Origin of the sequence: Tenuifilum sp. 4138str, from assembly GCF_041102575.1 — a bacterium.
Taxonomy (GTDB): Bacteria; Bacteroidota; Bacteroidia; order Bacteroidales; family Tenuifilaceae; genus Tenuifilum; species Tenuifilum osseticum.
In genome coordinates, this window is the sequence record NZ_JBGCUE010000012.1 from 1 (window position 1) to 25,458 (window position 25,458).

24 protein-coding genes and 1 tRNA gene are annotated in these 25,458 nt (G+C 40.6%); 12 read left to right on the forward strand and 13 right to left on the reverse strand.

The annotated features are described in order from the left end of the window. Nucleotides 1-210: 210 nt before the first annotated feature. The 7 genes from AB6811_RS11010 to AB6811_RS11040 all read left to right on the forward strand — a co-directional run bounded on the left by AB6811_RS11010 (nt 211) and on the right by AB6811_RS11040 (nt 5,740). Entirely contained in the window at nt 211-636 is a 426-nt protein-coding gene (locus AB6811_RS11010) for a helix-turn-helix domain-containing protein (RefSeq protein WP_369490517.1), read from the forward strand. 26 nt (nt 637-662) lie between these two features. After that, complete coding sequence (locus AB6811_RS11015) at nt 663-1,712, forward strand: quinone-dependent dihydroorotate dehydrogenase (RefSeq protein WP_369490518.1); 1,050 nt, start codon at nt 663-665, stop codon at nt 1,710-1,712. A 15-nt stretch (nt 1,713-1,727) separates the two neighbouring features. Beyond that, a complete protein-coding gene (gene yedF, locus AB6811_RS11020) occupies nt 1,728-2,345 on the forward strand; it encodes a sulfurtransferase-like selenium metabolism protein YedF (protein WP_369490519.1) in 618 nt (205 codons plus the stop codon). A 2-nt stretch (nt 2,346-2,347) separates the two neighbouring features. Further along, nucleotides 2,348-3,469 (forward strand): aminotransferase class V-fold PLP-dependent enzyme, encoded by a 1,122-nt coding sequence (locus AB6811_RS11025; protein WP_369490520.1) that lies wholly within the window; start codon nt 2,348-2,350, stop codon nt 3,467-3,469. Further along, nucleotides 3,462-3,698, forward strand: coding sequence for a putative Se/S carrier protein (locus AB6811_RS11030; protein WP_369490521.1), 237 nt, complete (start codon nt 3,462-3,464; stop codon nt 3,696-3,698). Before AB6811_RS11025 ends, AB6811_RS11030 begins: the two co-directional genes overlap by 8 nt. Beyond that, nucleotides 3,695-4,735 (forward strand): selenide, water dikinase SelD, encoded by a 1,041-nt coding sequence (selD, locus tag AB6811_RS11035; RefSeq protein ID WP_369490522.1) that lies wholly within the window; start codon nt 3,695-3,697, stop codon nt 4,733-4,735. Before AB6811_RS11030 ends, selD begins: the two co-directional genes overlap by 4 nt. Before the next feature lie 111 nt (nt 4,736-4,846). Continuing rightward, nucleotides 4,847-5,740: a hypothetical protein gene (locus AB6811_RS11040; RefSeq protein WP_369490523.1), complete on the forward strand. Its 894-nt coding sequence runs from the start codon at nt 4,847-4,849 to the stop codon at nt 5,738-5,740. 15 nt (nt 5,741-5,755) lie between these two features. Here AB6811_RS11040 and AB6811_RS11045 read toward each other — a convergent pair whose 3' ends face one another. Continuing rightward, the gene (locus tag AB6811_RS11045; RefSeq protein ID WP_369490524.1) at nt 5,756-6,085 is read right to left on the reverse strand and encodes a hypothetical protein; all 330 of its coding nucleotides are present in this window, start codon (nt 6,083-6,085) and stop codon (nt 5,756-5,758) included. A gap of 178 nt (nt 6,086-6,263) precedes the next feature. On the opposite strand from AB6811_RS11045, the gene AB6811_RS11050 reads away from it, so the two are divergent. Continuing rightward, nucleotides 6,264-6,728, forward strand: coding sequence for a thioredoxin family protein (locus tag AB6811_RS11050; protein ID WP_369490525.1), 465 nt, complete (start codon nt 6,264-6,266; stop codon nt 6,726-6,728). Nucleotides 6,729-6,808: 80 nt separating this feature from the next. Here the strand turns inward: AB6811_RS11050 and AB6811_RS11055 are convergent, their stop codons facing one another. Next, nucleotides 6,809-8,116 carry a tetratricopeptide repeat protein gene (locus AB6811_RS11055; protein ID WP_369490526.1) on the reverse strand — a complete coding sequence of 436 codons (1,308 nt, stop codon included), beginning with the start codon at nt 8,114-8,116 and terminating at the stop codon, nt 6,809-6,811. Nucleotides 8,117-8,136: 20 nt separating this feature from the next. After that, the gene (gene gyrA / locus AB6811_RS11060) at nt 8,137-10,635 is read right to left on the reverse strand and encodes a DNA gyrase subunit A (protein ID WP_369490527.1); all 2,499 of its coding nucleotides are present in this window, start codon (nt 10,633-10,635) and stop codon (nt 8,137-8,139) included. A 188-nt stretch (nt 10,636-10,823) separates the two neighbouring features. Here gyrA and AB6811_RS11065 point away from each other — a divergent pair, with 188 nt between their 5' ends. After that, nucleotides 10,824-13,367, forward strand: coding sequence for an ATP-dependent Clp protease ATP-binding subunit (locus AB6811_RS11065; protein ID WP_369490528.1), 2,544 nt, complete (start codon nt 10,824-10,826; stop codon nt 13,365-13,367). Nucleotides 13,368-13,477: 110 nt separating this feature from the next. Beyond that, nucleotides 13,478-13,984, forward strand: coding sequence for a thiol peroxidase (gene tpx, locus AB6811_RS11070; RefSeq protein WP_369490529.1), 507 nt, complete (start codon nt 13,478-13,480; stop codon nt 13,982-13,984). Between the two features lie 49 nt (nt 13,985-14,033). On the opposite strand, the gene rimO is transcribed toward tpx, so the two are convergent. The 9 genes from rimO to fabG all read right to left on the reverse strand — a co-directional run bounded on the left by rimO (nt 14,034) and on the right by fabG (nt 20,535). Beyond that, complete coding sequence (gene rimO / locus AB6811_RS11075) at nt 14,034-15,329, reverse strand: 30S ribosomal protein S12 methylthiotransferase RimO (protein ID WP_369490530.1); 1,296 nt, start codon at nt 15,327-15,329, stop codon at nt 14,034-14,036. 6 nt (nt 15,330-15,335) lie between these two features. Beyond that, on the reverse strand, nt 15,336-16,304 hold the full coding sequence (ftsY, locus tag AB6811_RS11080) for a signal recognition particle-docking protein FtsY (protein ID WP_369490531.1): 969 nt from the start codon (nt 16,302-16,304) through the stop codon (nt 15,336-15,338). 89 nt (nt 16,305-16,393) lie between these two features. Continuing rightward, nucleotides 16,394-16,546 (reverse strand): DUF4295 domain-containing protein, encoded by a 153-nt coding sequence (locus AB6811_RS11085; protein WP_369490532.1) that lies wholly within the window; start codon nt 16,544-16,546, stop codon nt 16,394-16,396. Nucleotides 16,547-16,557: 11 nt separating this feature from the next. Beyond that, nucleotides 16,558-16,740, reverse strand: a complete 183-nt coding sequence (gene rpmG / locus AB6811_RS11090) for a 50S ribosomal protein L33 (RefSeq protein ID WP_369490533.1) — start codon at nt 16,738-16,740, stop codon at nt 16,558-16,560. Nucleotides 16,741-16,759: 19 nt separating this feature from the next. Then, nucleotides 16,760-16,993 carry a 50S ribosomal protein L28 gene (rpmB, locus tag AB6811_RS11095; RefSeq protein WP_369490534.1) on the reverse strand — a complete coding sequence of 78 codons (234 nt, stop codon included), beginning with the start codon at nt 16,991-16,993 and terminating at the stop codon, nt 16,760-16,762. Between the two features lie 198 nt (nt 16,994-17,191). Next, the gene (locus AB6811_RS11100) at nt 17,192-18,436 is read right to left on the reverse strand and encodes a CinA family nicotinamide mononucleotide deamidase-related protein (RefSeq protein WP_369490535.1); all 1,245 of its coding nucleotides are present in this window, start codon (nt 18,434-18,436) and stop codon (nt 17,192-17,194) included. Between the two features lie 49 nt (nt 18,437-18,485). Beyond that, a tRNA-Thr gene (locus tag AB6811_RS11105) sits at nt 18,486-18,559 on the reverse strand. Between the two features lie 139 nt (nt 18,560-18,698). After that, nucleotides 18,699-19,682, reverse strand: coding sequence for a DUF6340 family protein (locus AB6811_RS11110; RefSeq protein WP_369490536.1), 984 nt, complete (start codon nt 19,680-19,682; stop codon nt 18,699-18,701). A gap of 106 nt (nt 19,683-19,788) precedes the next feature. Next, on the reverse strand, nt 19,789-20,535 hold the full coding sequence (fabG, locus tag AB6811_RS11115; protein ID WP_369490537.1) for a 3-oxoacyl-[acyl-carrier-protein] reductase: 747 nt from the start codon (nt 20,533-20,535) through the stop codon (nt 19,789-19,791). Nucleotides 20,536-20,704: 169 nt separating this feature from the next. Between fabG and AB6811_RS11120 the strand changes: the two genes are divergently transcribed. Then, nucleotides 20,705-23,032, forward strand: a complete 2,328-nt coding sequence (locus tag AB6811_RS11120; RefSeq protein WP_369490538.1) for a PAS domain S-box protein — start codon at nt 20,705-20,707, stop codon at nt 23,030-23,032. Nucleotides 23,033-23,078: 46 nt separating this feature from the next. On the opposite strand, the gene AB6811_RS11125 is transcribed toward AB6811_RS11120, so the two are convergent. Then, entirely contained in the window at nt 23,079-24,044 is a 966-nt protein-coding gene (locus AB6811_RS11125; RefSeq protein WP_369490539.1) for a DUF6588 family protein, read from the reverse strand. A 125-nt stretch (nt 24,045-24,169) separates the two neighbouring features. On the opposite strand from AB6811_RS11125, the gene AB6811_RS11130 reads away from it, so the two are divergent. Continuing rightward, nucleotides 24,170-25,450 (forward strand): replication-associated recombination protein A, encoded by a 1,281-nt coding sequence (locus tag AB6811_RS11130; protein ID WP_369490540.1) that lies wholly within the window; start codon nt 24,170-24,172, stop codon nt 25,448-25,450. Nucleotides 25,451-25,458 lie beyond the last annotated feature (8 nt).

Consider the following 25,458-nt stretch of genomic DNA (forward strand, 5'->3'; position numbering starts at 1 on the left):
TAAATCTATGAAATTTATAGAAACTAAAGTACCTGCAATGAAATTGCAGGGTTTTAACCAATTCCTATGATAATAAATAAAGCCTGGTAATTAAGATTACATATGTAAACGTAATTATTTTTACTATGTTTACATATGTATTTTGATAAAATTTTTCGAATAATTACATTTGTGAACCCCGCAAATGATATGTACAAAAACACTACGATTATGGTTAATGAAAGATTGCTTAAACTTATGGAGCATGAAAAGGTAACTGCTGCGAAGCTGGCCGATATATTAGAGGTTCAACCCAGCGCCATTTCCCATATACTTTCAGGGCGAAATAAGCCAAGTTTTGACTTTATTCAAAAGCTAGCCACAAATTTCCCAAGGTTGAATATTGATTGGATTATAACCGGCAAGGGTAATATGTACAAGGTTGCAGTTCAACAGTCGCTTTTCGATCCACCATCACCTTTAATCCCTAAAACAGATAATACCAGCTCTAAAGCCAACGATAAAAATGATGATTTGCATAAATCGCCTAAATTTACAAATGTAAACATTCCGGTTTCGCCAAAAGTTGTAAAGCAAATTATTTTTATCTATTCAGATAATACTTTTGAAATATATTATCCATCAAAGTCCGATTAACTATTTTTGTTAGTTTTGCAAAAAAAATGCTGTACAAGAAGTTAATCAGACCAATATTTTTCCTCTTAAATCCTGAATTTGCTCATAGGTTAGTGGTCGCAACGCTTAAAGTGGCCTTTACCATTCCCGGTGTGCGTTTTCTTTGTTTTAAAATGTTCGCGGTATCTCACCCTTCGCTTCGGCGCGAGGTCTTTGGCTATCATTTTTCCAATCCCGTAGGGCTTGCCGCTGGATTCGATAAGAATGCTGATTACTTTCCCGAGTTAGCATGTTTTGGTTTTTCATTTATTGAGGTTGGTACTGTTACACCAAAACCTCAACCTGGAAATCCCAAACCACGTTTATTCCGCTTAATTGCCGACAATGCTTTGGTAAACCGAATGGGATTCAATAATAAAGGTGTTGATTATGTTAAGTTGAACTTGTCAAGAAAGCGTCGTCCAAAAAATTTAATAATAGGTGGTAACATTGGAAAGAATACGTTAACGCCAAACCAAAATGCAATCGATGACTATCTTACTGTTTTCCATTGTTTATACCCCCATGTGGACTACATTGTGGTTAATGTTAGTTGTCCTAACGTAGCAAATCTGCGCGATTTGCAGGACGATGATAGTCTGAAAAACTTACTTAAGGCTATTACTACCGAACGAAAGAACTACGATTTCTATAAACCAATACTTCTAAAGGTTTCACCGGATCTTACCAATGAACACCTGACGGCAACAATTAAAATTGCTGAAGAAGAAGGGATTGATGGGTATATTGCAACCAATACTACAACATCACGCGATAACCTTCAAGCCCCTAAAGCAAAAGTTAAATCCATTGGGAACGGGGGTTTAAGCGGTAAGCCTTTGGCTAAACGCTCTACTGAAGTAATCAAGCTTATTCATACCCTTACCCAGGGGGCAAAACCCATTATTGGGGTTGGTGGCATTCATTCTCCTAACGATGCAATAGAGAAACTGAAAGCCGGTGCTACACTCATTCAGGTTTACACAGGGTTCATCTACGAGGGACCGGCTATTGTTAAGCACATTAATAAAGCATTGATAAATAGTGATATAGCATAAACTAAAGAAACCAATATGACAAAAATTATTGATTGTCGTGGACAGCTATGTCCTCAGCCACTTATCAATACTAAAAAGGCTCTGAAAGAATCGGTTAAGGATGAAACGATTCAGGTTTTAATTGACAACGCAACATCGTGCCAGAATGTTTCCCGTTTTTTAGCCGATAACGCAATCCCATTTACCGTTGATGAACAGAATGGACTTTTTACCCTAACAATCAATCCAACCGATTCGGAATTTAATACCAAGAAAGAGGCAGAGGAATACTGCGAGGTCAGTTTTCCACCCAGAAGCAAAAAATACATTGTTGTTCTTACCAGCCATTTAATGGGAAATGGAGACAATGATCTGGGAAAAATTCTCATGAAAGGTTTTTTAAACACTCTACCCAGTCTCGAAGGGCTTCCGGAGGAGATCATTTGTTACAACAGCGCAGTTACACTTGCTGTAAAGGGTAGCGATACTGCTCAGAGCCTAGTAAAACTCATGGAAATGGGTGTTAAAATCACACTTTGCGGAACTTGTGTCGATTTCTTTAGTATAAAGGATAAAATTGAGGTGGGAACAATCTCTAATATGCTCTATATTGCTGAAAGGCTTAGCTCAGGAATCCATACTGTTAAACCGTAGTAATGGCGAACTATTACTTCGATAATTCGGCTACCGGTCACCCTAAGCCACCTGATGTTGCCCAATACATCAATGAGTACCTGAAGCTTGGTGGCACCTATGGACGTAGTGCATACGATAGGGTCATTAATGTTTCTAGGATAGTTGAGCATACCCGAACCTTACTCGCTAGGCTATTAGGCACTAGCCTTACCGAAAATATAGTGTTTACATATAACGCAACCCATGCACTCAATAATGCCATAAAGGGTTTTTCCTACCGGAAAAAACGAGTACTTATTTCCCCCTTGGAGCATAATGCGGTAACACGCCCTGTGTTGCACCTGCAGAATACTATTGGACTTGAGTTCGATATCATGCCTTACAACCCCGATGGTTCAATAAATCTTGAAGGCCTCAGGCTATTCGATCTAAAATCATACGATCTGTGTATTGTTAACCATGTTAGTAATGTGAATGGGGTTGTACAGCCTATTGCTGAGCTAAAAGCTCTGCTGGGTGATATTCCGCTGCTTGTCGATGCAAGTCAGTCGGCAGGGCATATTCCTATTGAGGTGGATACCTGGAACATCGATATGCTAGCATTAACTGGGCATAAGGGGTTGATGGGACCAACCGGAACAGGTTGCCTGTTTGTTCGCTCCCCCGAAATAATCATCCCGTTAATACATGGGGGTACAGGTTCCCGTTCCGATAGCTTTCTGATGCCCGACTTTTTACCCGATAGGTTTGAGGCCGGAACCCCTAATGTTTTGGGTATTTTCGGTTTATATGGAGCCCTATCGGCAAATGTAACCAATTGCTATGAGCACGAACATTTTATGGACCTACTCGATAGGGTTGAGCGTTTAAAATCATTTAAAGTGTTCCGATCCCTTGATGTTAACCATCAGGCATCGTTATTCTCAATAACTTCCAATAAATACAGCCCTTCAGAACTGTCGGAGCAGCTTTTCAAGCGCTACTCCATTGAAACCCGAAGTGGTCTTCACTGTGCACCGCTTGCGCACCAAACCCTAAAGACGTTCCCTATGGGTACTGTCAGGTTTTCGCTTTCCAAATACCATAATTCAACCGATTTGAATTACCTTTACTCTGCCCTGAAAGAGCTCAATCATGGATGAACGGAAAGGAAAATGTTTACTCCTTTTTCAGAGTATTCATAAGGTAATGCAAGCTGAGCATATTATTGCAGGTTTAGGCGTGCAGTATCAAATAATTCCAGTACCCAAGGAGTACAGCTCTGAATGTGGAATGTGTATTGAAATTGATTGTTCTGATAGCAATAATCTTTTAGCTGAATTACAACTAGATAGATTATCGTTTAACATAGTAATAAAAGTAGATTCATGAGTACCAATTTCGACTTGTTAACCAATGTGGAGTACGGTGGCTGTTCGGCTAAGATTCCAGCTTCGGTGCTCGAGTCCATTCTGCTTAACCTGCCCAAGGTGACCGATCCCAATGTGTTGGTAGATATTGATACCCACGACGATGCTGGGGTTTTCAGGATAAATGAGGATTTAGCCATAATTCTCACCACCGATTTTTTCCCCCCTGTATGTAGCGATCCGTTTGAGTTTGGACAAATAGCTGCAACCAATTCATTGAGCGATGTTTACGCCATGGGAGGCGAACCTTTCCTTGCGCTCAACATAGCCATGTTTCCTTCTAGTAAAATCCCTTTAGATGCCTACAGGCAAATCCTTGAGGGTGGGGCAAGTGTAGCCCAAAAAGCAAATACAATTATTATTGGTGGTCACACCATCGACGACTATCCCCCAAAGTATGGGTTAGCCGTGGTGGGTAGAGTTCATCCTGATAAGGTGATTACCAATGCCGGCTTACAACCTGGCGATGCTTTGATCTTGACTAAACCTTTGGGCACTGGGGTAGTGGTAGCCGCTAAGCGCTTAGGTATTGTATCCGAAACAGCTTACAGCGAGGCCCTTTTCTGGATGAAACAGCTTAACAACACTGCCGCACAGGTCATGCAAACCGTTGGTGTTAAAGGTGCTACCGATATTACCGGGTTTGGGCTTATTGGCCACGTATACAAAATGGCTAAGGCAAGCCGCGTTGGTGTTAAGCTTTACACAAGCAAAATACCCCTGCTTCCTGAGGTATATCAACTTGTGGATGAGGGCTGCATTCCCGGTGCTGCATTCCGTAATCTCGAGTTTGTAGGCGGCCATTTGAATGGTGACCCAAATGTTGACTACAATATTAAAATGCTGATGTGCGATGCACAAACGTCGGGAGGAATACTAATGGGTGTTAAGCCTGAAAGGGTTAATGAGGCCCTTAGTCTTTTAAAAGAGGCTGGTTTAACGTATTCGGCAGTAGTAGGGGAGGTTTTTGAAGGTGATAATATATTGATTACTAGTTAGATATTTTTGTTTCTGGAACTGATATGTTAATATTTTTGAATCAAACTTTAATTTTATCATTCTTATCAATTATTTTATGCTAATTCATTGTAAAACAACATACTGTTTTTTATGATTTTTAGGGAAGGGGAGTGGTATAATTTTAAGGTTACTAAAGTAATAGATGTGCCTGGTAGCGGCAAGCAATTCGTTCTTTCCCATGAATCGGGCAAAAAATTGCTATTGCCGGCTCAATATTATGATAAGTACAATATAGAAGAAAACTCTACCATTCAATGCAGGATAGATAAGATAAACTGCACGGGTCAAATTTTTATTGAGCCAGCACATCCGGTTTACAAAACCGGGAGTACATATACTTTTAAGATTAAACATATTAGCGATACTGCAATTGAAGAGGTACAGAGTATAATTGTATGCGATATTTTTGGTAATGAAATTGAAGTTTTAGTTCCTAAAGGTGCCATTGATGATGGACAAGAGGAGGTAAAGCTTAAAGTGCTTAGCGTTAAAAAAGGAGTTCCTATCCTTTCAGCAAGCGCTAAATGGGACATTTGCCCCGATACCTTTAGTAATGGACAGGAGATATTGCTTTTTCTAAGTAAGGTAGTAGTTATTCAGAACGAGGAGTATTACCTGCTAAAATCAAAATCGAATTGTATAGCCTTGTTAAAGGTAAAGCACTATAAACATTATGGTTTCAAAGAAGGGATTCCTATTGTTGCCAGTTATAGAGGTACTGATAACAGGGGATTTTTGATGATTGACCCAGAACATCCATACTATAAGGTAGGTGGGGTATATCAATTTGAGATTGCAGGAATTGAAGAGGATTATAGTAATGAACTAGGTAGTAGTAGGGTTGTGGTAGTGTATGATAAATTTGGCATGAAGTGTGGCGTACAAATTGAGAATACCTCATCGTACAGTGTAGGGAAAAGCGTTAGCTGTAAAGTTTTAGGGTACAAAAAAGGACGACCTCTACTCGAAATCGTCCGCATGTAGCTTAAGTTAAGATAATTACTCATCAGCCATCTCCTCAGCAGGCTCCTCATCGCTAATATCATCAGGGAATTCATCGCCCTCGGTTCCGATGGTATCATCGGCTAGGCTGCCGAAAAATTCCTTCTCCTCATCCTCATCCTTTATCTTTGTGTCAATTTTTACTGGAACCTTTACCAGGTAAATAGCATCCTCGGTTTCAAGGGTAACGGCATGGAAAAAATCGCCATTTGGCTTCTCAACCTTGAAAACAAAGTCCTGATACCCATGGGGGAACCTTTCCTTGAATATTTTTAAAAGCTCAGGAGACAAATTGCTAAGACTTACTGCTGCTCTTTTCTTACTCATAAATCGCTCAAAATTTTCCGCAATTATAGTGCAAAAAAAGAAATTGCAAGGGGAGTTGTGAATATTTTTTTCAAAAAATATTATATAACACAATATCAGAGTGTTAAAATAGGATTTTTTGCTTTTGAATATGCGATTCCAATATATTAATATCTTTGAGTGTACTAAATTAAATACTATGAAACGATTATTGCTACTAAATCTATTAATTTTATTGGGATTGATGGCTTATGCCCAGGTAAACATATATAATCCCAATGCCGACGCTAAGGCTGAAATTGCAGCCGCAATTAACAAAGCAAAACAGGAAAACAAGCATGTTTTTATTCAAATTGGAGGCAATTGGTGCCCATGGTGCGTTAAACTCCATAATTTTATGAACGCAGATTCAACTATATCCGAAATCCTAACCAAAAACTACGTTGTGGTTAAGGTTAACTACAGCAAGGAAAATAAAAATTTAGATGTTCTGGAAAAGCTTGAAAAACCGCAGCGTTTTGGTTTTCCTGTTCTTGTGATTTTAAATTCCAATGGAAACAGAATCCACACTCAGGATTCGGGTTTGCTAGAGTCTGGCGATGGTTACGACCGAAGAAAAGTTCTGAATTTCCTAAAGAACTGGACACCAGAAGCACTTAAATAAAAGTCATATAATTAATATTATGTTAAATAATGTTTTTTAAATAAAAGCCCCATTTCGGGGCTTTTATTACTTTATCAGAATTACATCTGTTTTGCCTTCTCGTTGAATTCATTGTACTTATCCAACATTTCCTGGCTCTCGTTACGGAAGCGAAAATAGATATTTTTCAAAGCTTCAACAGCTTCCTTGCTATTGGGATTTACTTTATATGCTTGCTCCATGTAAGGCATTGAGTTCTTAAATTCTGCATTAGCCTTTTCCATAAGAGCATCGTATTTATCGAGTTCACGAGCAGGAACCTTATTAGCTTCCTCAATGTACTTTACACCTTTATTGAAGTAAAGCGCACCAATATTGTAGTAAGCATCAAAGAAATTAGGATCAATCTCAATAGCTTTTTTGTAGGCTTCAAGGGCATTTTCGCCATCTCCCAGCCTATCGTACAATGTACCCTTTGCAAAGTAAAGCGATGAGTTGTTTGGCTCGGTTTCAATTGCCTTATCAATGTAAACAAGAATCTTAGTAGGATCTTCTTGCTTATCGATATAGTAAGAAATTAGAGAGAACAATACGTTTGTGTTTTTGGGATACTTTATGAAACCTTCCTCTAGGTATTTTAGACCTTCATCGCCTTTATTAAGGTTCTTGTAGGCATCAAATATATTAAAGTAAACAGCACCATCGTTGGCAAAACCAAGTTCAATGGATTTCTGGTAGTATGGAATTGATTCCTCAAGTAATCCGGCAAGTTGAGCCGATAAACCTGCATAGTAATAAATTGCAGTGTCTTTCTGGTTGAGTATTGGAAGTGTTCCAATTTCTATAACCTTTTTGAAGGATTCAAAGGCACCCTTATAATCTTTTAGAGTATACTGGTTTGAACCTTCGTTAACGTATAGACCTTTTAGCTTTACAAGGTATTCTTGCAATTTCTTGGTGCTCTTACCCTTGGTGTCGATCTCAATTGCTTTCATGAAACTTTCAAGGGCCAAATCCAAAGGTTTATCAATAACGGGCTTAGTAACCTCCCAGCGTTCAAGTTGACCGTTGTTGAAGTAGAAGTTAACCCTTTCCATAACATACTTATCGAGTTGAACCCCATCAACTTCAACTTTTTCCTGCTGTATGGGTTTTCCAACAACAAGCGTAAATGTATTTGGATCCATTCCAACGTATGCCCTAAGGATTTGAGCATCAAAAAGGTCTATCATAAGCTCACCCCTCTTAATCCATGTGGCATCCTTGGTATTCTTTTTGGGATCCTGGATTTCGGCGTTGCTTTTTTCAACCTTTTTGGCATACTGATCGAAATTGATTTCCTTGCTGGTTTGCGCTGTTACCATTACAGCAACAAAGAGCATTGAAATTAAAATTGTTAGTCGTTTCATAAGATAATTGTTAAATTAAGTTACTCGTTTACTGATTCGTCATTATCAATGGTTTCTTGTTGATCGATATTTTCTTCATCGCTTGCCTCCACATTGGCTATAGCTGCAATGGAATCGTTTTTCCTGAGGTTAATTAGCTTAACACCCTGTGCTGTTCTGCCAATAACTCGAAGTTCTTTTACACTCAATCGGATGGTTAAACCGCTCTTGTTTATAATCATTATGTCGTTATTGTCGTCAACGGCTTTAATGCTTATAAGTTTACCTGTTTTTGGTGTAATAGTTATTGTTTTAACACCTTTTCCACCTCTACCGGTAACTCGGTAATCGTCAAGTTTAGAACGTTTACCATAACCGTTTTCTGCTACAACCAGTATATCCTTGTTTTCATTTTCTTCAACACAAATCATGCCAATAATGGAATCGCCTTGTGCTAGATTCATTCCCCTAACGCCACTTCCGGTTCTACCTATTGGACGTACAAGTTTTTCGTGGAAACGAATGGCTTTTCCTTCGCGAGCAGCTAGGATGATTTGCTTGTTACCATTGGTTAGGCATGCCTCTATGAGCTGATCGCCCTCTTTGATGGTAATTGCCATTACACCACTCTGTCGTGGACGGCTATACGCCTCTAGCGATGTCTTTTTAATTATACCATTCCTTGTGCTAAGAACAATATAGTTGTTATTCAGGTACTCAGGGTCGGTTAATGTTTTAACATTAATGTATGCACGTATTGTGTCGTCGTTCTCAATGTTAATAAGGTTCTGGATAGCCCTGCCCTTTGAAGCCTTGTTACCTTCAGGTATTTCGTACACTTTTAACCAGTAACACTTGCCTTTTTCAGTGAAGAAAAGCATGGTGTTATGCATGGATGCTACATAGATGTGCTCAATGAAATCCTCATCGCGGGTTGTGCTACCTTTTGAGCCTACCCCCCCCCTGGATTGAAGCTTGTACTCATATAGTGGAGTACGCTTGATATAACCCATGTGGGAAATGGTGATAACCACTTCCTCGTCGGCATAAAAATCTTCGGGGTTAAACTCTTCAGCATCAGGCACAATCTCAGTTTTACGATTATCGCCATACTTTACCTTCATCTCGATCATCTCATCCTTGATGATCTTTTTCTGAAGGTTTTCATCCTCTAGAACCTTTTTGAGGTAAGCAATTTGCTTTAGAAGTTCCTCATATTCCTGCTTAACCTTTTCACGCTCAAGCCCGGTAAGGCTCCTTAAGCGCATATCGATGATGGCTTGGGCTTGAACTTCGCTAAGACCAAACCTTTCCATAAGCTTTTCCTTGGCTTCGTTAGGCGAAGAAGCAGCACGTATAAGGTTAATCACCTCATCGATATGGTCAATGGCTATTAGTAATCCTTCCAGGATATGGGCCCGTTTTTGAGCTTCATCTAGCTCATATTGTGTACGACGCAGGATAATGTTATGCCTGTGCTTAATGAACTGTACAATTAAATCCTTCAGGTTAAGCTGCTTGGGACGTCCATCCACCAAAGCTATATTGTTGATAGCAAAAGTAGATTGCAGCTGAGTGTGCTTAAATAAATTGTTTAATACAACATTGGCAACTGCCTCTTTTTTAAGGATTATTACAACGCGGGTTCCTTGCCTGTCGGATTCATCGTTAATATAGCTGATACCCTCAATTTTCTTATCGTTAATAAGGTCGGCAATCTTCTTAATCATTTCGGCCTTATTTACCATATAGGGTATTTCCGTAACAATAATCTTGGAGCGTCCGGATTCGGTTTGTTCGATTTCCGTTCTGGAGCGGATCACCACCCTACCCTTTCCGGAAAGGTATGCTTCCTTAACTCCCTGATAACCATATATTATACCACCTGTTGGGAAATCGGGTCCTTTAACATATTTAAGCAGTTCATCTATGGTAATCTCGGGGTTATCCACAGTGGCACAAATGGCGTCAACAATCTCGCAGAGGTTGTGGGGAGGCATGTTGGTGGCCATCCCTACGGCGATACCTGATGTGCCGTTAACCAGAAGAAGGGGTATTTTGGTAGGAAGCACCGTGGGTTCTTCCAGGGTATCGTCAAAGTTTAGCTTAAAGTCAACGGTATTCTTGTCGATATCGGCAAGTGTCTCCTCTGCAATTCTGGTAAGCCTAGCCTCCGTGTAACGCATGGCTGCAGGACTATCGCCGTCAACTGAACCAAAGTTACCCTGTCCATCAACCAGCGGGTAGCGCATTGCCCAATCCTGAGCCATGCGAACCATTGCCTCATAAACCGAAGAGTCGCCATGAGGGTGGTACTTACCCAGGACCTCACCCACTATACGTGCCGATTTCTTGAATGGTTTACCTGCATTGAGCCCCAGATCGGCCATTCCGAAAAGAACCCTTCTGTGAACGGGTTTTAAACCGTCACGCACATCGGGTAATGCTCTTGATACTATCACCGACATTGAATAGTCAATGTACGATGATTTCATTTCCTCCTCAATGTTGATCTGTATAATCCTTTCACCCTCAGACATATAATAAAAGCTTAAAAAGTCATTTTTTACTTCAGAAATAACGTGCTAAGATAGCTATTTAAGCGTAAAAAAAAGAATGGTTTATGATGTTGTTCATTATTTATTAAAAAAATACTAAATTTATTAACAAAAGCATTGTTGTTACGTTTATGTCTATTACTTTAGTAAAAGTTTTTGGAGAAGTATTTATGGAACAAAAGTTTTCACAAAAAATCAAAGATGTTATAGCATACAGTCGCGAGGAGGCTATCCGATTGGGTAATACAGCCATTACCCCCGATCATCTTTTTTTGGGTATTCTTCGTGATGGTGAGGGCGAAGCAATCAATATTCTGCTTTCGGAGGGTTTAAATCTAAACGATCTAAAAAAGTCAATTGACAGTCGGTTGTTACAACCCGCTGATAATAATTCGGGTATTGATGAGTCTGAGGACATTAGTATTTACAAATCAACCGAAAGGGTTTTAAAAATCGTAATACTTGAAGCCCGTTCGCTTAAAAGCGATACTATCAATACAGCCCATCTTTTACTCGCAATTCTAAAGGATGAAACCAGCTATATCACCCAGCTGCTACTAGAGCATGATGTTGATTACGAAACGGTTCGTAAACATTTGATTGTGGAGGATTCGGGTGATAAAGATGACTTTTCCGGCGGTGGCAGCGAGGATGATGAAGGCGAAGGTGGTATTTTTGGCAACATGGGGCGTTCAGGTCAATCATCCTCTAAGTCGTCCGATACCCCAGTATTGGATAACTTTGGGATTGATCTTACCAAAGCCGCCGAGGAGGGTCGTTTAGACCCAATAATCGGACGAGAGAGGGAAATAGAGCGAATAGCGCAAATACTGAGCCGCCGGAAAAAGAATAATCCAATCCTCATTGGTGAGCCTGGCGTTGGTAAATCGGCTATTGCTGAAGGGTTAGCCCTACGAATTGTTAAAAAGAAAGTATCGCGTGTGCTATTCAACAAACGGGTAATCGCACTCGATTTAGCATCAATAGTTGCCGGCACAAAGTATCGGGGACAGTTTGAGGAACGCATGAAAGCCATACTAAATGAGCTTACCCGTAGCCCAAACATTATTCTTTTCATTGACGAGATTCATACAATTGTAGGAGCAGGCGGAGCCACCGGTTCGCTCGATGCCGCCAACATGCTCAAACCCGCACTTGCCCGTGGCGAACTCCAATGCATTGGGGCAACTACACTTGATGAATATCGTGAGCACATTGAGAAAGATGGAGCGCTTGAGCGTCGGTTCCAAAAGGTAATGATTGAACCCACAACACCTGAAGAGACGATTGACATACTCAATAACATTAAGGAGAGATACGAGGAACACCATAACGTTACCTATACCCCCGACGCCATTGAGGCATGTGTGAAGCTTACCATGCGATACATCAGCGACAGGCATTTGCCCGATAAGGCAATAGATGCCCTGGATGAGGCCGGTTCGCGCGTTCATATCTCAAACATCAAGGTTCCTGAGAGTATTCTCAAGCTGGAAAAACTCATTGAGGAGACCAAAAAGGAAAAGATCAAAGCAGTTAAGAACCAGATGTTTGAGCTAGCGGCAAAGTATCGTGATAACGAGAAAAAACTTATTGAACAGCTAGAAGCAGAGCAAGCGCGGTGGGAAAAAGAGCTAACTAAACATCGCGAAACTGTAGATGCAGAAAAGGTAGCCGAAGTTGTTGCCATGATGACTGGGGTTCCCGTTCAGCGTATAGCTCAGGCTGAAGGCGCACGTCTACTCAAAATGGCCGATGAGCTGAAGCGCTCAGTTATTGGTCAGGACGAGGCAATTGATAAGATTGTTAAGGCTATTCAACGTAACCGCGCCGGGCTAAAGGATCCGAATCGTCCTATTGGTTCGTTTATCTTTCTTGGACCAACCGGTGTTGGAAAAACACAGCTTGCAAAGGTTCTGGCAAAATACCTTTTCGATACTACCGATAACCTAATACGTATCGATATGAGCGAGTACATGGAGAAATTCTCCGTGTCGCGGCTTGTTGGTGCGCCTCCGGGATACATTGGTTACGAAGAGGGAGGTCAGCTCACTGAGAAAGTTCGTCGAAAACCCTACTCGGTGGTATTGCTCGATGAAGTTGAAAAAGCACACCCCGATGTTTTTCACATTCTACTCCAGGTTTTGGACGAAGGCCAACTAACCGACAGCATAGGACGTAGGGTTGATTTTAAGAATACCATAATAATTATGACCTCCAACATTGGAACCCGTGATTTGAAGGAGTTTGGACAGGGTGTTGGTTTTGCCACAAAAGCCAAGTCGGAGGCAAAAAGCGATTACGAGAAAAGTATAATCCAAAAGGCACTGAAAAAAGCCTTTGCCCCCGAATTCTTAAACCGTATTGATGACATTGTTATGTTCAACTCGCTTACCAAGAGCGATATACACAAAATCATCGATATTGAGCTTAAAGGATTATTCGACAGGGTTGCTGGTTTAGGCTATACCATTAAGATTTCGACTGCAGCCAAGGATTTCATCACGGAAAAGGGATATGATGTTCAGTATGGCGCCCGTCCACTAAAACGAGCCATTCAAAAGTATCTGGAGGATCCATTAGCTGAAGCCTTAATAAAGAGCGATGCAAAACCTGGTGCAGTATTCCTGGTTGGCTATAGTAAAAAGAATGACGAAATTACCATTCGAACAGCAAAAGCTGAAGAGGAGGTTACCAACGCTGATGAAGAGTAATAATTTGTAATACAATAAGTAAGAGACGCACAACAAATGGTGCGTCTCTTTTTTTTGAACATTCCCCTAGCAAAATTGTTATATTAGTAACAAACTAACCAAATAGAATTATGAAAACAGTAACATTTGGCGGAAATCCCGTAACCCTAACAGGCGAACAGGTTAAGGCAGGCGATAAAGCTTTAGAATTTACGGCCCTTGATAACTCTCTAAAGCCTGTAAAAATGAGCGATTTTAAGGGAAAAGTAAAACTAATTTCCGTTTTCCCATCCATTGACACCAGCGTATGTTCGGTTCAGAACCACAAGTTCAACAAGACCGCATCGGAATTTGGCGATAAGGTGGTATTTTTAGCGATCTCGAACGATTTGCCTTTTGCCCTAAAGCGTTTTTGTGGAGCTGAGGGAATTACCAACTTAGTTACCCTTTCGGATCATAGAGACCTGGAGTTTGGTACAAACTATGGTTTTCTGATAAAGGAATTAAGGCTTCTTGCCCGTGGTGTTGTGATAATAGATAAGGATGATATCATTAAATACGTGGAGTATGTACCTGAAATTGCCCAAGAACCAAACTACGATGCTGCAATTAAAGTTTTAAAAGAATTAGTTAAGTAGTATGATACATTAAATTGAAATAAAGGTCGTTAACAACGACCTTTATTTTTTATACAAACTCACCGATTAAATCGTATTCCTGGGCCTCTACAATACGTACTGTATGAAACTCGCCGGGTTTTACATTTTTACCGTTAAGCTTTACCAGAACCTCCTGATCCACCTCGGGTGAATCGAACTCCGTTCGGCAAACTGCGTAATGGTCTTCAATTGCATCAATTATAACCTTATACGTATGACCAACTCTTAGCTGGTTTAGCTCAAAAGATACCCTTTGTTGAACCTCCATCAGCTTTTCAACTCTAAGTTTTTTCTCTTCATCGGGTATGGAGTCGGTAAAGTTTTGTGCAGCATAGGTTCCTTCCTCCTCAGAGTATGCAAATACACCTACCCTGTCGAACCGGTAATCCTTAACAAAGTCAATCAGTTCATTGAAAGCCTCAGGGGTTTCCCCTGGGTGGCCAACCAGAAAAGTGGTTCGGATAGCAATTTCGGGGATATTCTTTCTTATCTTCTCAATGAAATCAATGGTTTGTTCTCGGCTTATTCCCCTACGCATCATTTTAAGTACCTGAGTATTTATATGCTGTAATGGAATATCGATATACTTGCAAATTTTCGGGTTCGACTTTAGGACATCAATTAGGTCATCGGGAAAACCAGATGGGTATGCATAGTGAAGCCTAATCCATTCAATACCGTCAATCTGGCTAAGGCTATTGAGTAGCTGAGCAATTCGGCGTTCACCGTATAAATCAAATCCGTAATAGGTAGTGTCCTGTGCAATTACAATTAGCTCCTTAACGCCCTGTTTGGCAAGTTCTTTTGCCTCGTTAACTAATGATTCAATGGGTCGGGAAACATGCTTACCTCTAATAAGTGGTATTGCACAGAATGAACATCCCCAGTTGCAACCCTCGGATATTTTCAGGTAAGCGTAATGCCTTGGGGTTGAAAGCCAGCGTTTATTCAGCTCTGCTTCGTTATACTTCACATTGAGCTCAGCAACAATTAGAGGTAAATCGGAAACTCCAAAAAATCCATCTACTTCGGGGATTTCAGCTTCCAGCTCATTGCGGTAGCGTTGCGAAAGGCATCCCATAACGTAAACCTTGTCGATCATCCCCCTATTTTTGGCATCGACAAAGCCAAGAATAGTTTCAACCGATTCTTCCTTAGCATCGCCAATAAAACCGCAAGTGTTAATCACAACAACCCTTGCCGATGGATCGTTTGAATTGTGAACAATTTTCCATCCCCCTCTATCGAGCTGATGCATAAGCACCTCGGAGTCAACAACATTTTTTGAGCACCCCAAGGTAACAACATTGATTTTTTTCGTCATGTCTGGCTAAACGTTACGAAATAGCGACTCAACAAACGCAACCCTGTCAAATATCTGCAAATCAGTCATTTTTTCACCCACTCCGATATACTTTACGGGTATCTTGAATTGATCGGAAATGCCAAGCACAACACCCCCTTTGGCCGTACCGTCGAGCTTGGTGAGAGCAATGGCTGTAACATCGGTTGCCGAAGTGAACTCGCGTGCCTGTGCAAAGGCATTTTGACCTGTTGAACCATCCAGAACGAGCAATACTTCATGTGGTGCATCGGGAATAACTTTTTGCATTACCCTACGTATTTTGGAAAGCTCGTTCATTAAATTGACTTTATTGTGAAGACGGCCAGCGGTATCGATAATTACTACGTCGGTGTCGTTAGATTTGGCAGAGTTTAGGGTGTCAAAAGCAACAGCAGCGGGATCGGAACCCATCTGCTGCTTAACAATGGGAACATCTACCCTATTAGCCCAAATGGTAAGCTGCTCTACGGCCGCCGCTCTGAAGGTATCGGCAGCACCCAACAATACCCTTTTTCCCTGGTTCTTAAACATGTATGCCAGTTTGCCAATAGTAGTAGTTTTTCCAACCCCGTTAACACCAACTACCATAATTACATAGGGTTTAGGAAGATCACCACTAATTGTAAGGGAAGAATTTTCGGAATTCTCGGCAAGTAACGATAGTATTTCGGATTTAAGTATAGTATTTAATTCTGCAGTATTCAGGTACTTCTCAGCAGCAGCACGCTTTTGGATGCGTTCAATAATACGGAGAGTGGTTTCAACGCCAACATCGGCGGAGATAAGTCCCTCCTCAAGTTCGTCCAAGACCTCGTCGTCAACCCTGGACTTACCGGCTACAGCCCTTGAAATTCTTTTGAAAAGGTTCTCCTTTGTTTTGGCCAAACCCTGGTCAAGGGAACTGGAGTTATTATTGTCCTTACTATCGGGATTAAAAATGTTAAGAATACCCATATACAATATTATTTTCGGGCGCTAAAATAACAATAAAAGCTTTTCGAATAAACCGAAAAGCTTTTATTTGTAAGATATAATTCAGAAAACTATTTCTGTTTGAAGAAATCGGCCGATTCGGATTTATCCATTGTTTCTTCCTTAAACATGTATGCGCCAGTTTTGGGTGAACGCACCATTTTAATGCACTTCACACGATCTTTCGTGGCTTTTTGAAGCGAAGCAACTACTTTCTTTGCCATATCTAAAAGTGTTATTTAATTTCACGATGAAGTGTAACCTTCTTGAGAATCGGGTTGTACTTACGACGCTCAAGCCTATCGGGTGTATTCTTCTTATTCTTAGTGGTAATATACCTTGAAGTACCAGGTAAACCACTTTCTTTATGTTCGGTACATTCCAGAATAACCTGAACTCTATTACCTTTCTTTGCCATTGCTATACTTTTTTAAAAATTAAATGTGACCTTTCTTAGCAAATTTCTTCAGGGCATTATCTAAACCAACCTTATCGATGGTTCTCATAGCTGAAGTGCTAAGCCTAAGGGTAACCCAACGGTTTTCACTTTCAAGGAACAACCTTTTGGTTTTAAGGTTAGGCAGGAATCTGCGTTTGGTTCTTCTTTTTGAATGCGAAACGTTGTTTCCCACCATTACTCTTTTTCCGGTTAACTGACAAACTCTTGACATCGCTGTATATTTTACCGTTTTTACTTTTTTCGAAACAGGTCGCAAATTACGTCATTATTTATGAATTATTCAAATATTTTGATAAAAAAATTGCTGAAAATTAGCTTAATTTAGATACCTTCTCATTTAATGATAAAATTACATTATTCATATCTATATTATATTCATCTATTTACATGAAATATTTAAACTTATACACTAATCCTTATCCATAAGTTTTAGCAATTGGTACAAAGCCGTATATGCTGCGCGTTGAATATTAACCTCCCTGAGGTTTCCAAAAGCATAGAGTTCTACCCGTCGCGTTTCCCTTGATGCAACACCAATCCAGGTGGTGCCCACAGGCTTACCGGCGGTTGCTCCTGTTGGTCCGGCGATGCCGGACACTGCAATGGCATAGTCGCTCTGGAAAACTCTTAGTGTACCATCGAGCATGGCCTCAACTACTGGTTGACTAACAGCTCCATGACTTATGAGCAAATCATGGCTTACCCCTAGCACGTTTTGTTTAATCTCGTTTGAGTATGCTACAATACCTCCCTTATATATATCGGAGCTGCCGGGCAGCTGAGTTATTAAATGCGAAATATAGCCACCTGTACAGCTTTCGGCCACTGCTAGGGTTTCATTTTTTCCCCTAAGTTTTTTAGACACTACCGACGGAAGTGTTTCGTCATTGAAACCAAAAATATTTTCACCAACCAAACCCTTAAGTTCATTTACTGCCATATCCAACAAGTTGCTTAGCCTACCCTTATTGTCACCAGTTGCAGTAAGACGTAACCTGATTCCCGAAGGGCTTGGCAGGTAGGCTAGCGCAATACTTCTATCGGCTAAAAATTTTTCAAAGTCTTTTAACTTATCGGAAAGGAAAGATTCAGGGATTCCAAAAGTGTTGACGTTTAACCGAACTATTGCGGGAAGGGTAAAATTTTGCTCAATAAATGGCCGAACCCCCTCAGTAAACATATTCTTCATTTCAAATGGAACTCCCGGAAGCGAAATCAGAAAGCAATTGCCTTTCCTGAATATCATTCCAGGAGCCGTTCCATGATAGTTAAGAATTGGTGTGCACGAAGAGGGAATTAATGCTTGGTTCTTATTGGTCTCAGTTAAAGGAAGACCGCGTTTGTGAAAAATCTGTTCAATTAGGCTTAGGGAGGGTGCATGGAGCATAAGCTGACCACCAAATAGCTCACATAGCGTTGGCTTTGTCCGGTCGTCGCTAGTAGGGCCTAACCCGCCTGTGGAAATAACTAGATCCGACTGGCCCATTAGTTCTTTAACAGCTTCGGCAATAGCTTGTGAGCTATCGGAAATGCTAAGGATTTTGGTTACCTCAAACCCAAGCTCGCTAAGGCTATCGGCCAACCAGGCCGAATTGGTATCGATAACCTGACCGATAAGTAACTCATCGCCAATGGTTAGGATTGATGCTCTCATTTGCTTGCACCACTAAATTTAAAAAGGACAGGTTGCCCTGTCCTACCAGAGCCTCTCACGGGACTTGAACCCGCGACCTGCGGTTTACGAAACCGCCGCTCTAACCAACTGAGCTAAAGAGGCATTATTATCGCTGCAAAAATATCAATTAGATAACAATTCGCAAAACAGGCTATAGGAAAGAAATAAAAATAATTTATAATTAATTGATATAATGAATATTAACATTTTCTACTTTACTAGTAATTTTAGAATATTAAGCTTACTTTTGGGGTTTATTGTTCTCTATTCGGTGCTGCAAAATATCCCTATACTCATTTAGAAACTTAAGGTGAGGGTATTTAGATTTTGCAAAGTCGAGCCATTCAATGGATAGCTGGAATTTGCCTAGCATCTCGTTGGCTAGGGCCATATTAAATGCTGCTTGTGCAGCCAATTCCTTACTGGTTGATGAAGATAACCTTTGCCAAATCGCGGCGGCATCTAACCAGTTTCCATGCATGGCAAGTTGGTATGCTCTGCTCATCTCCTTGTTAGTGTTGGGAACATATACTGCTCTGCTGTCCTTTTGCCATTGCGGAGCAATAAGCTGTGCGAATTGCTCGCCGGCATCGGCTCCAGCAAATGCACAAGCCTCGAATATACCCGGAAGCTGGTTGCCAGGTGTAACCTCAATCCAATCGTTTTTTTCCCATAAAAGGGTATCGGTAAGTAACTGGCCTAAATTAATCTTTCTTGTTTCAACATTGTAAATGCGCCAATAGGTATAGCTTGATACCTGAATGAATCCGTAATATTCCTTAAAATCGCCACGCCACAAAGGGTATGTATCATAGTATGGACGCACTTTTAAGTACTCAAGCGAGACAACCATTTTACTATTGTAAACATTGCTGAGGCTATCGATTACTTGCCAAGAAAGGGGAAGAACAACCCTTGAAGAATCGTTACGGTAATAAATATGTTTGAAAAGGCTAATACCGGCGTACCACGGAGAAGTTTTAAACAGGCTTATGAGGGCATCGGTTGCTTCATTTGAAGCAACGCTATCCAAAGCCCAATCAAGTTCTCGAATGGGAGTATCGGTATTTCGTAGGTGAAGATTTTCAACCACTAGCAGGTTTTCACCCGGAACAACAATCGATTTTTGGGGTGAATCGTAAAACTCAATATCAATATAACTATATGATATACAAGATGTTAATGAGAAAAACAATACTAACCATTTAAACTTTTTTATCCACATAAACTTTTTAATAGGGTTTTGACATTTCATAAAATAAAAAAGTTGAAAACAAGCAGCTTAAGTATTAGTTTGCCTGCTTTCAACTTAATTTATAATGCTACAAGTACTAGGTATTCATTGCACCACAAACATTAATAACCTGTCCGCTAACGTACGACGATAGGTCGGAACCCAGGAATACACAAACATTGGCTACATCGTCGGGGGTACCACCACGCTGAAGGGGTATTTTCTTTATCCAATCCTCGCGAACTTCATCGGGTAACTTGTGGGTCATTTCGGTGATAATGAATCCGGGAGCAATTGCGTTGCAACGGATGTTACGTGAGCCCAGCTCGCGGGCAACAGCTTTGGTAAATCCAATTATTCCAGCCTTTGACGCTGCATAGTTGGCCTGTCCTGCATTACCTGAAACTCCAACCACTGAGCTCATGTTAATAATTGAACCGTTTTTCTGCTTAAGCATATACTTTTGAACGGCCTTGGTAAGGTTAAAAACCGACTTTAGGTTAACCTTAATCACTAAATCCCATTGCTCCTCGGTCATACGCATAAGCAATGTATCGCGAGTGATACCTGCATTGTTGACCAGGATATCGATTTGGCCAAAATCTTTGGCTATTTCATCAACAATTTTCTGGGAATTATCGTAATCGCTAGCATCGGAAGCGTATCCTTTGGCTTTTACGCCTAATGCGGTTAGCTCCTGCTCAAGCGATTTCATGTTGTCATCGTAAGCAATGTCGGTAAAAGCTACATTTGCTCCATGTTGAGCAAAGGCAATTGCAATGGCGCGCCCTATACCCCGAGCCGCACCTGTAACCAAGCCAGTCTTTCCTTCAAGTAACTTCATAGGTTTAATTTTTGAATGATTTTCAAACGCAAATGTAATAAATATTGGTAATTAAACTTCTGTTTTAAGTATCAAAGCTCACTTATTGCTCCTATTATTGCTTGTTTATTTCAAAAGTGCTATATTCACACATTAAAAGTTGATTGTTTTTCTTCAAAAAACATTTACCATGAAGGTGAAAATTCATATTAGAGTAAAGTTGATAATCGCTGTACTTACGGTTACAGCAGTTGTTTTTTGGGCAAGCATTGCTTTTTTAAACAAAAGGGTTGATAGGTTTACTCGGACAAACATTTATGAATACATTGATGCCACATCAAAAACCTACACCACTCAAATTAAGGGTGAATTTGATAAGCAGTTTGCCTTAGCAAGAACCATAACCTATAGCTTTTACGACCTTGAACAACGAAATCCCGAAGATGTTAAGCTAAATACTTTAAGGCTACTAAAAGGAATTGCCGAAAACACCCCTGATTTACTGTCGGTTTGGGCAAGCTGGGAACTTTGGGCCTTAGATAGGGAATGGGATAAGCCTTACGGCAGAGATAGGTACACCTACCTGAGGGAAAACAATGAACTTAAACAGATATTTGAAAGATTAAACGAGACCGGTGATAACCCGAGTAGTTTGTACTATAAACTTAAAACCGAAAAAAAAGAAGCACTGGTTGATCCATACTGGTACACCTATGCCGGAAGTCAAAAAAGGGTACTGGAAACCAGCGTATGCGTGCCGTTGGTAGTTAACAACAGATTTGCTGCGCTCTTTGGCTTTGACATTGAGCTCTCAGTTTATCAGGAAATGATAAAGAATCTAAAACCCTACGAAGGGAGTTACGCCATTCTAATTTCGAATAACGGTACCATTGTTGCGCATCCCGATTCCACATTGCTTGGTGCACTGGCCGATACGGTTTTGACTAACGGAAAACAAATAATTAACAGCGTAATTACCAATGGGAAATACTCAGAAACAGTGTTAGAGGGAAAAAGTAAGTACTACCTTACCTTTAACTCTTTTACTGCAGGTCAAGCTGCTGAAAGGTGGAGCCTTGGTATATTCGTGCCCGAGAAAGTAATCAATGAACAAATAAGCACCATAACAAGCCAGGTTAGAATTGTAATGGTAATAGGATTAATAGTGCTAGCAATTGTGCTTTGGATTATTGCCTACAGCATTACAAGCCCATTAGTAAGGGCAACAAAAGTACTAGGTGAACTCTCCCTTGGTAAGATAGACCCAGCCAAAAAGATTGAGATAAAGACTGGTGATGAGATTGAGGATATTGCAAGCTCAATTAACATTTTAATTAACAGTTTGTTTAAAACCTCGCAGTTTGCCAGGGAAATAGGAAAAGGTAATTTACAAGCAAAATACTCAAAACTTTCCGATGACGACGTTTTAGGTGATGCGCTACTTGAAATGCGTAAGAGCCTGGAGTATGCTAAAAAGATTGATGAGGAAAGGAAAGCTGAGGAAAACAAGAATAGATGGTACAACGAGGGCATGGCTAAGTTTGCTGAAATATTGAGGCACAATAACAGCAACCTAAACGACTTTGCTTACGAAACCATTCGAAACCTAACAAAGTATGTTGATGCCACAATTGGTGCTGTATTTCTTATCAATAATGATAATCCAAATGATATCTACCTTGAGTTGATGGCAACCTATGCCTACGAGCGCCGAAAATACGAGGAGAAAGTCATTCGAATGGGTGAAGGCCTTGTTGGAAGATGCGCACAGGAAGCAGAAACCATATACATGACCGAAATACCCAACGGATATATAAAAATTGCCTCAGGGCTTGGGCAGGATGAACCCACCGAGTTACTCCTTGTCCCTATGAAGATTAACGATGAAGTTCACGGGGTTATTGAGATTGCCTCGTTTGAGCCTATTGAGGATTATAAAATTAAATTTATTGAAAAGATAGGCGAAAGCTTTGCCGCAACCATCTCAAGTATTAAAATAAACATCAGGACTGCAAAATTACTTGAAGAATCAAGGATAAAATCGGAGGAGCTCGCATCGCAGGAGGAAGAGATGCGACAAAACATGGAAGAGCTACAGGCAACCCAGGAGGAATCGGCTCGCAAGTCGGCCGAGATGGAAAGTCTAATCAATGCTTTGCATTCTTCCAGCTACGTTATTGAGTACGATTTGAATGGCAACATTATAACTGTAAACGAAGCCTACCTAAAACTAACTGGGCAAACCGAGAAAGATATTGTTGGAACTCACCATGCCGACAACCTGGAGATGACCTCCGAACAGAAAAATGCCTACCAAAAGTTCTGGCAGGACCTCCGCAATGGAATGATTAAAAAGGAAACATCTAAGGTTAAGATTGGTGGTAAAACCTATACATTCATTGAGACCTACTCTCCCATTCTTGATGAAAACAGAAGGGTTGTGAAGATTCTGAAGATAGCTCACAACATAACCGATTTTATTGATGAAAATCCAGAGGGGAAAACAAAGAAGAAATAAAAAAAGGCCGGGGGTAATCCCGGCCTTTTAACTTAAACAAAGTTCTTTATCGGAAATTAATTCCAACCCCGGCATTAAAGATACCATAATTGCCAAGTGAGTAGTCGAAATGGAAAGCTAGGATTGCTAGCTTAAGCCTTAACCCAAGATTGGCAGTAAAACCGTTATTTGCAAAGTCGAAAGCAATGGGGTCAGTAACAGTCCCAACGCCGTCAACGTTATAGGTTCCCTTAAGTGAAATATCGGTTGTTGAATGGTTATACCCCAAACCGCCATAAACGGTTAATACTGGAATGGACTTAGAAACAAGTAAACGAGCCGTATAACCCGAAGATTTAAAGTTAAGCTTTTGCTTTTGTGCCTTATTGATGTCGAACGATGAAGTGAACTGAGTGTATCCGAAAAGAACCGACATACTGAAAGGCAATCGTTTTACAAAAGGAATAAATTCCTTGAACTCGTTTTTAACACCAACACCCCACAAACCAAAGTTTCCAACGCTTGAAATGTTTATGGTTGGTAAGAAACGACCAACTATCTCGGTATGAAAGGGCAATCCTTTTGCTACCTGAATCATTGGGGCAGGAACAAATTTAAGGTTGGCCCCATCGGGCATGTTTAACTCGCTTAGCCCTGTTGCTTTATCGGTTAAAATGGTGTTTGAACTTTTACCCGTTACTGTTGGTGAGGTAGAACTAGAACCAGATTTTACCTGCCAGTATTCCAGGTTTAACTTTGAAACGTCAAACGTTTTATCGGAACTTGGTGGTATTGTAATTGGTACTGTAAAGGTGATGTCGAACCCTAAAATTCCATGAGGATTTGCAGAATTGTACCACCCAGAATTCAAACTTGTTCCCAAACTCTTACCAAAAGGTTCAAGGTATGCTTTACTAAGCTTTTCGGCATCGTTCAGGCTTCCTTTCAGGAATTTTGCAACATCTTCCTGTGCGTAAAGCGTTCCTGCTATTAGGCTTAGAAGCAGGACGATAGATTTCCTTAACAGCTTCATATCTATTTTTTTAAAGGGTTTAATTTTAAACAAATAAAGCATAAAAAGAGTTCAATGTCAATATTTATTAAAAAATGAACCGTAAAAAAGGCATTATTACCTAATTTTGTGGAAATATTTTTCCCATGCCGACAATACCCTTAGCTGAAAGGATGCGACCCCGTAATCTGAACGATTACGTAGGGCAGGAGCATCTTGTGGGTAGCAAAGGGGTTATTCGGGAAATGGTAAATAGAGGTACTATAACCTCGTTTATTCTATGGGGCCCTCCGGGCGTAGGAAAAACAACTCTGGCTAGGGTTATAGCCAACGAGTTAAATAGACCCTTTTACACCCTAAGCGCAATAAGTTCAGGTGTAAAAGATGTTAGGGATGTGATTGAAAAGGCAAAATCACAAAAATTCTTCAACTCACCCTCGCCCATTCTTTTTATTGATGAAATACACCGATTCAGTAAGTCGCAACAAGACTCACTGCTTGGCGCCGTGGAGCAAGGTGTTTTCACATTAATTGGTGCTACAACCGAAAACCCCTCATTTGAGGTGATTACACCATTACTTTCACGTTGCCAGGTTTATATACTTAAACCGCTCTCCAATGAGGAACTTGAACTACTTTTTGTTAGAGCAACAACCACCGATCATGAGCTGAAAAAATTTAGGTTTGAACTCCGTGAAAGGGATGCTCTTTACAGATTCTCAGGAGGCGATGCCCGCAAGCTATATAATATCATTGAACTTATAACATCAACACAAAATACCAATAACCAGGTTGTAATAACCAATAAAGCCGTAGTTGATGTGCTGCAGCAAAACCTGGCAATTTACGATAAGAACGGAGAGCAGCACTATGACATCATATCGGCATTTATTAAATCGGTAAGGGGTAGCGATCCCAATGCTGCTGTTTACTGGTTGGCGCGTATGATTGAAGGTGGCGAGGACCCCGAATTCATTGCACGCAGGTTAGTTATATTAGCTGCTGAAGACATAGGCTTAGCCAACCCAAATGCGTTACTCATGGCCACCAGCTGTTTTCAGGCAGTTCAGATGATTGGTATGCCGGAGTCACGAATTATCCTATCCGAGGCAACCATTTATCTAGCAACAAGCCCAAAAAGCAATTCAGCCTACGAGGCAATTGGCAAAGCACAAGGGATAGTAAAAGAAACCGGTGACTTGCCCGTGCCACTCCATCTCCGCAATGCACCAACCAGGTTGATGAAGGATATTGGCTATGGTATTGACTATAAGTATGCCCATAGCTTTCCGGGAAATTTTGTGGAGCAGGAATTCCTACCCGAAAAGCTTTCCGGAACCTCAATATATAAACCGCAGGACAATAGCCGTGAGCAGGAAATTGCTGCAAGGATAAAGGCACTATGGAAAGGTAAGTATAACAAGTAATGCTAATA

Bases quoted from the DNA above. Each gene is read 5' to 3' on its own strand.
- AB6811_RS11015 (WP_369490518.1), top strand. From the start codon at position 663: ATGCTGTACAAGAAGTTAATCAGACCAATATTTTTCCTCTTAAATCCT.
- AB6811_RS11065 (WP_369490528.1), top strand. From the start codon at position 10,824: ATGGAACAAAAGTTTTCACAAAAAATCAAAGATGTTATAGCATACAGT.
- AB6811_RS11125 (WP_369490539.1), bottom strand. From the start codon at position 24,044: ATGAAGCTGTTAAGGAAATCTATCGTCCTGCTTCTAAGCCTAATAGCA.
- AB6811_RS11050 (WP_369490525.1), top strand. From the start codon at position 6,264: ATGAAACGATTATTGCTACTAAATCTATTAATTTTATTGGGATTGATG.
- AB6811_RS11055 (WP_369490526.1), bottom strand. From the start codon at position 8,116: ATGAAACGACTAACAATTTTAATTTCAATGCTCTTTGTTGCTGTAATG.
- AB6811_RS11025 (WP_369490520.1), top strand. From the start codon at position 2,348: ATGGCGAACTATTACTTCGATAATTCGGCTACCGGTCACCCTAAGCCA.
- yedF (WP_369490519.1), top strand. From the start codon at position 1,728: ATGACAAAAATTATTGATTGTCGTGGACAGCTATGTCCTCAGCCACTT.
- AB6811_RS11085 (WP_369490532.1), bottom strand. From the start codon at position 16,546: ATGGCAAAGAAAGTAGTTGCTTCGCTTCAAAAAGCCACGAAAGATCGT.
- AB6811_RS11010 (WP_369490517.1), top strand. From the start codon at position 211: ATGGTTAATGAAAGATTGCTTAAACTTATGGAGCATGAAAAGGTAACT.
- AB6811_RS11120 (WP_369490538.1), top strand. From the start codon at position 20,705: ATGAAGGTGAAAATTCATATTAGAGTAAAGTTGATAATCGCTGTACTT.
- AB6811_RS11040 (WP_369490523.1), top strand. From the start codon at position 4,847: ATGATTTTTAGGGAAGGGGAGTGGTATAATTTTAAGGTTACTAAAGTA.
- selD (WP_369490522.1), top strand. From the start codon at position 3,695: ATGAGTACCAATTTCGACTTGTTAACCAATGTGGAGTACGGTGGCTGT.
- AB6811_RS11130 (WP_369490540.1), top strand. From the start codon at position 24,170: ATGCCGACAATACCCTTAGCTGAAAGGATGCGACCCCGTAATCTGAAC.
- AB6811_RS11100 (WP_369490535.1), bottom strand. From the start codon at position 18,436: ATGAGAGCATCAATCCTAACCATTGGCGATGAGTTACTTATCGGTCAG.
- fabG (WP_369490537.1), bottom strand. From the start codon at position 20,535: ATGAAGTTACTTGAAGGAAAGACTGGCTTGGTTACAGGTGCGGCTCGG.
- ftsY (WP_369490531.1), bottom strand. From the start codon at position 16,304: ATGGGTATTCTTAACATTTTTAATCCCGATAGTAAGGACAATAATAAC.
- rpmB (WP_369490534.1), bottom strand. From the start codon at position 16,993: ATGTCAAGAGTTTGTCAGTTAACCGGAAAAAGAGTAATGGTGGGAAAC.
- rpmG (WP_369490533.1), bottom strand. From the start codon at position 16,740: ATGGCAAAGAAAGGTAATAGAGTTCAGGTTATTCTGGAATGTACCGAA.
- AB6811_RS11110 (WP_369490536.1), bottom strand. From the start codon at position 19,682: ATGTGGATAAAAAAGTTTAAATGGTTAGTATTGTTTTTCTCATTAACA.
- AB6811_RS11030 (WP_369490521.1), top strand. From the start codon at position 3,462: ATGGATGAACGGAAAGGAAAATGTTTACTCCTTTTTCAGAGTATTCAT.
- tpx (WP_369490529.1), top strand. From the start codon at position 13,478: ATGAAAACAGTAACATTTGGCGGAAATCCCGTAACCCTAACAGGCGAA.
- AB6811_RS11045 (WP_369490524.1), bottom strand. From the start codon at position 6,085: ATGAGTAAGAAAAGAGCAGCAGTAAGTCTTAGCAATTTGTCTCCTGAG.
- gyrA (WP_369490527.1), bottom strand. From the start codon at position 10,635: ATGTCTGAGGGTGAAAGGATTATACAGATCAACATTGAGGAGGAAATG.
- rimO (WP_369490530.1), bottom strand. From the start codon at position 15,329: ATGACGAAAAAAATCAATGTTGTTACCTTGGGGTGCTCAAAAAATGTT.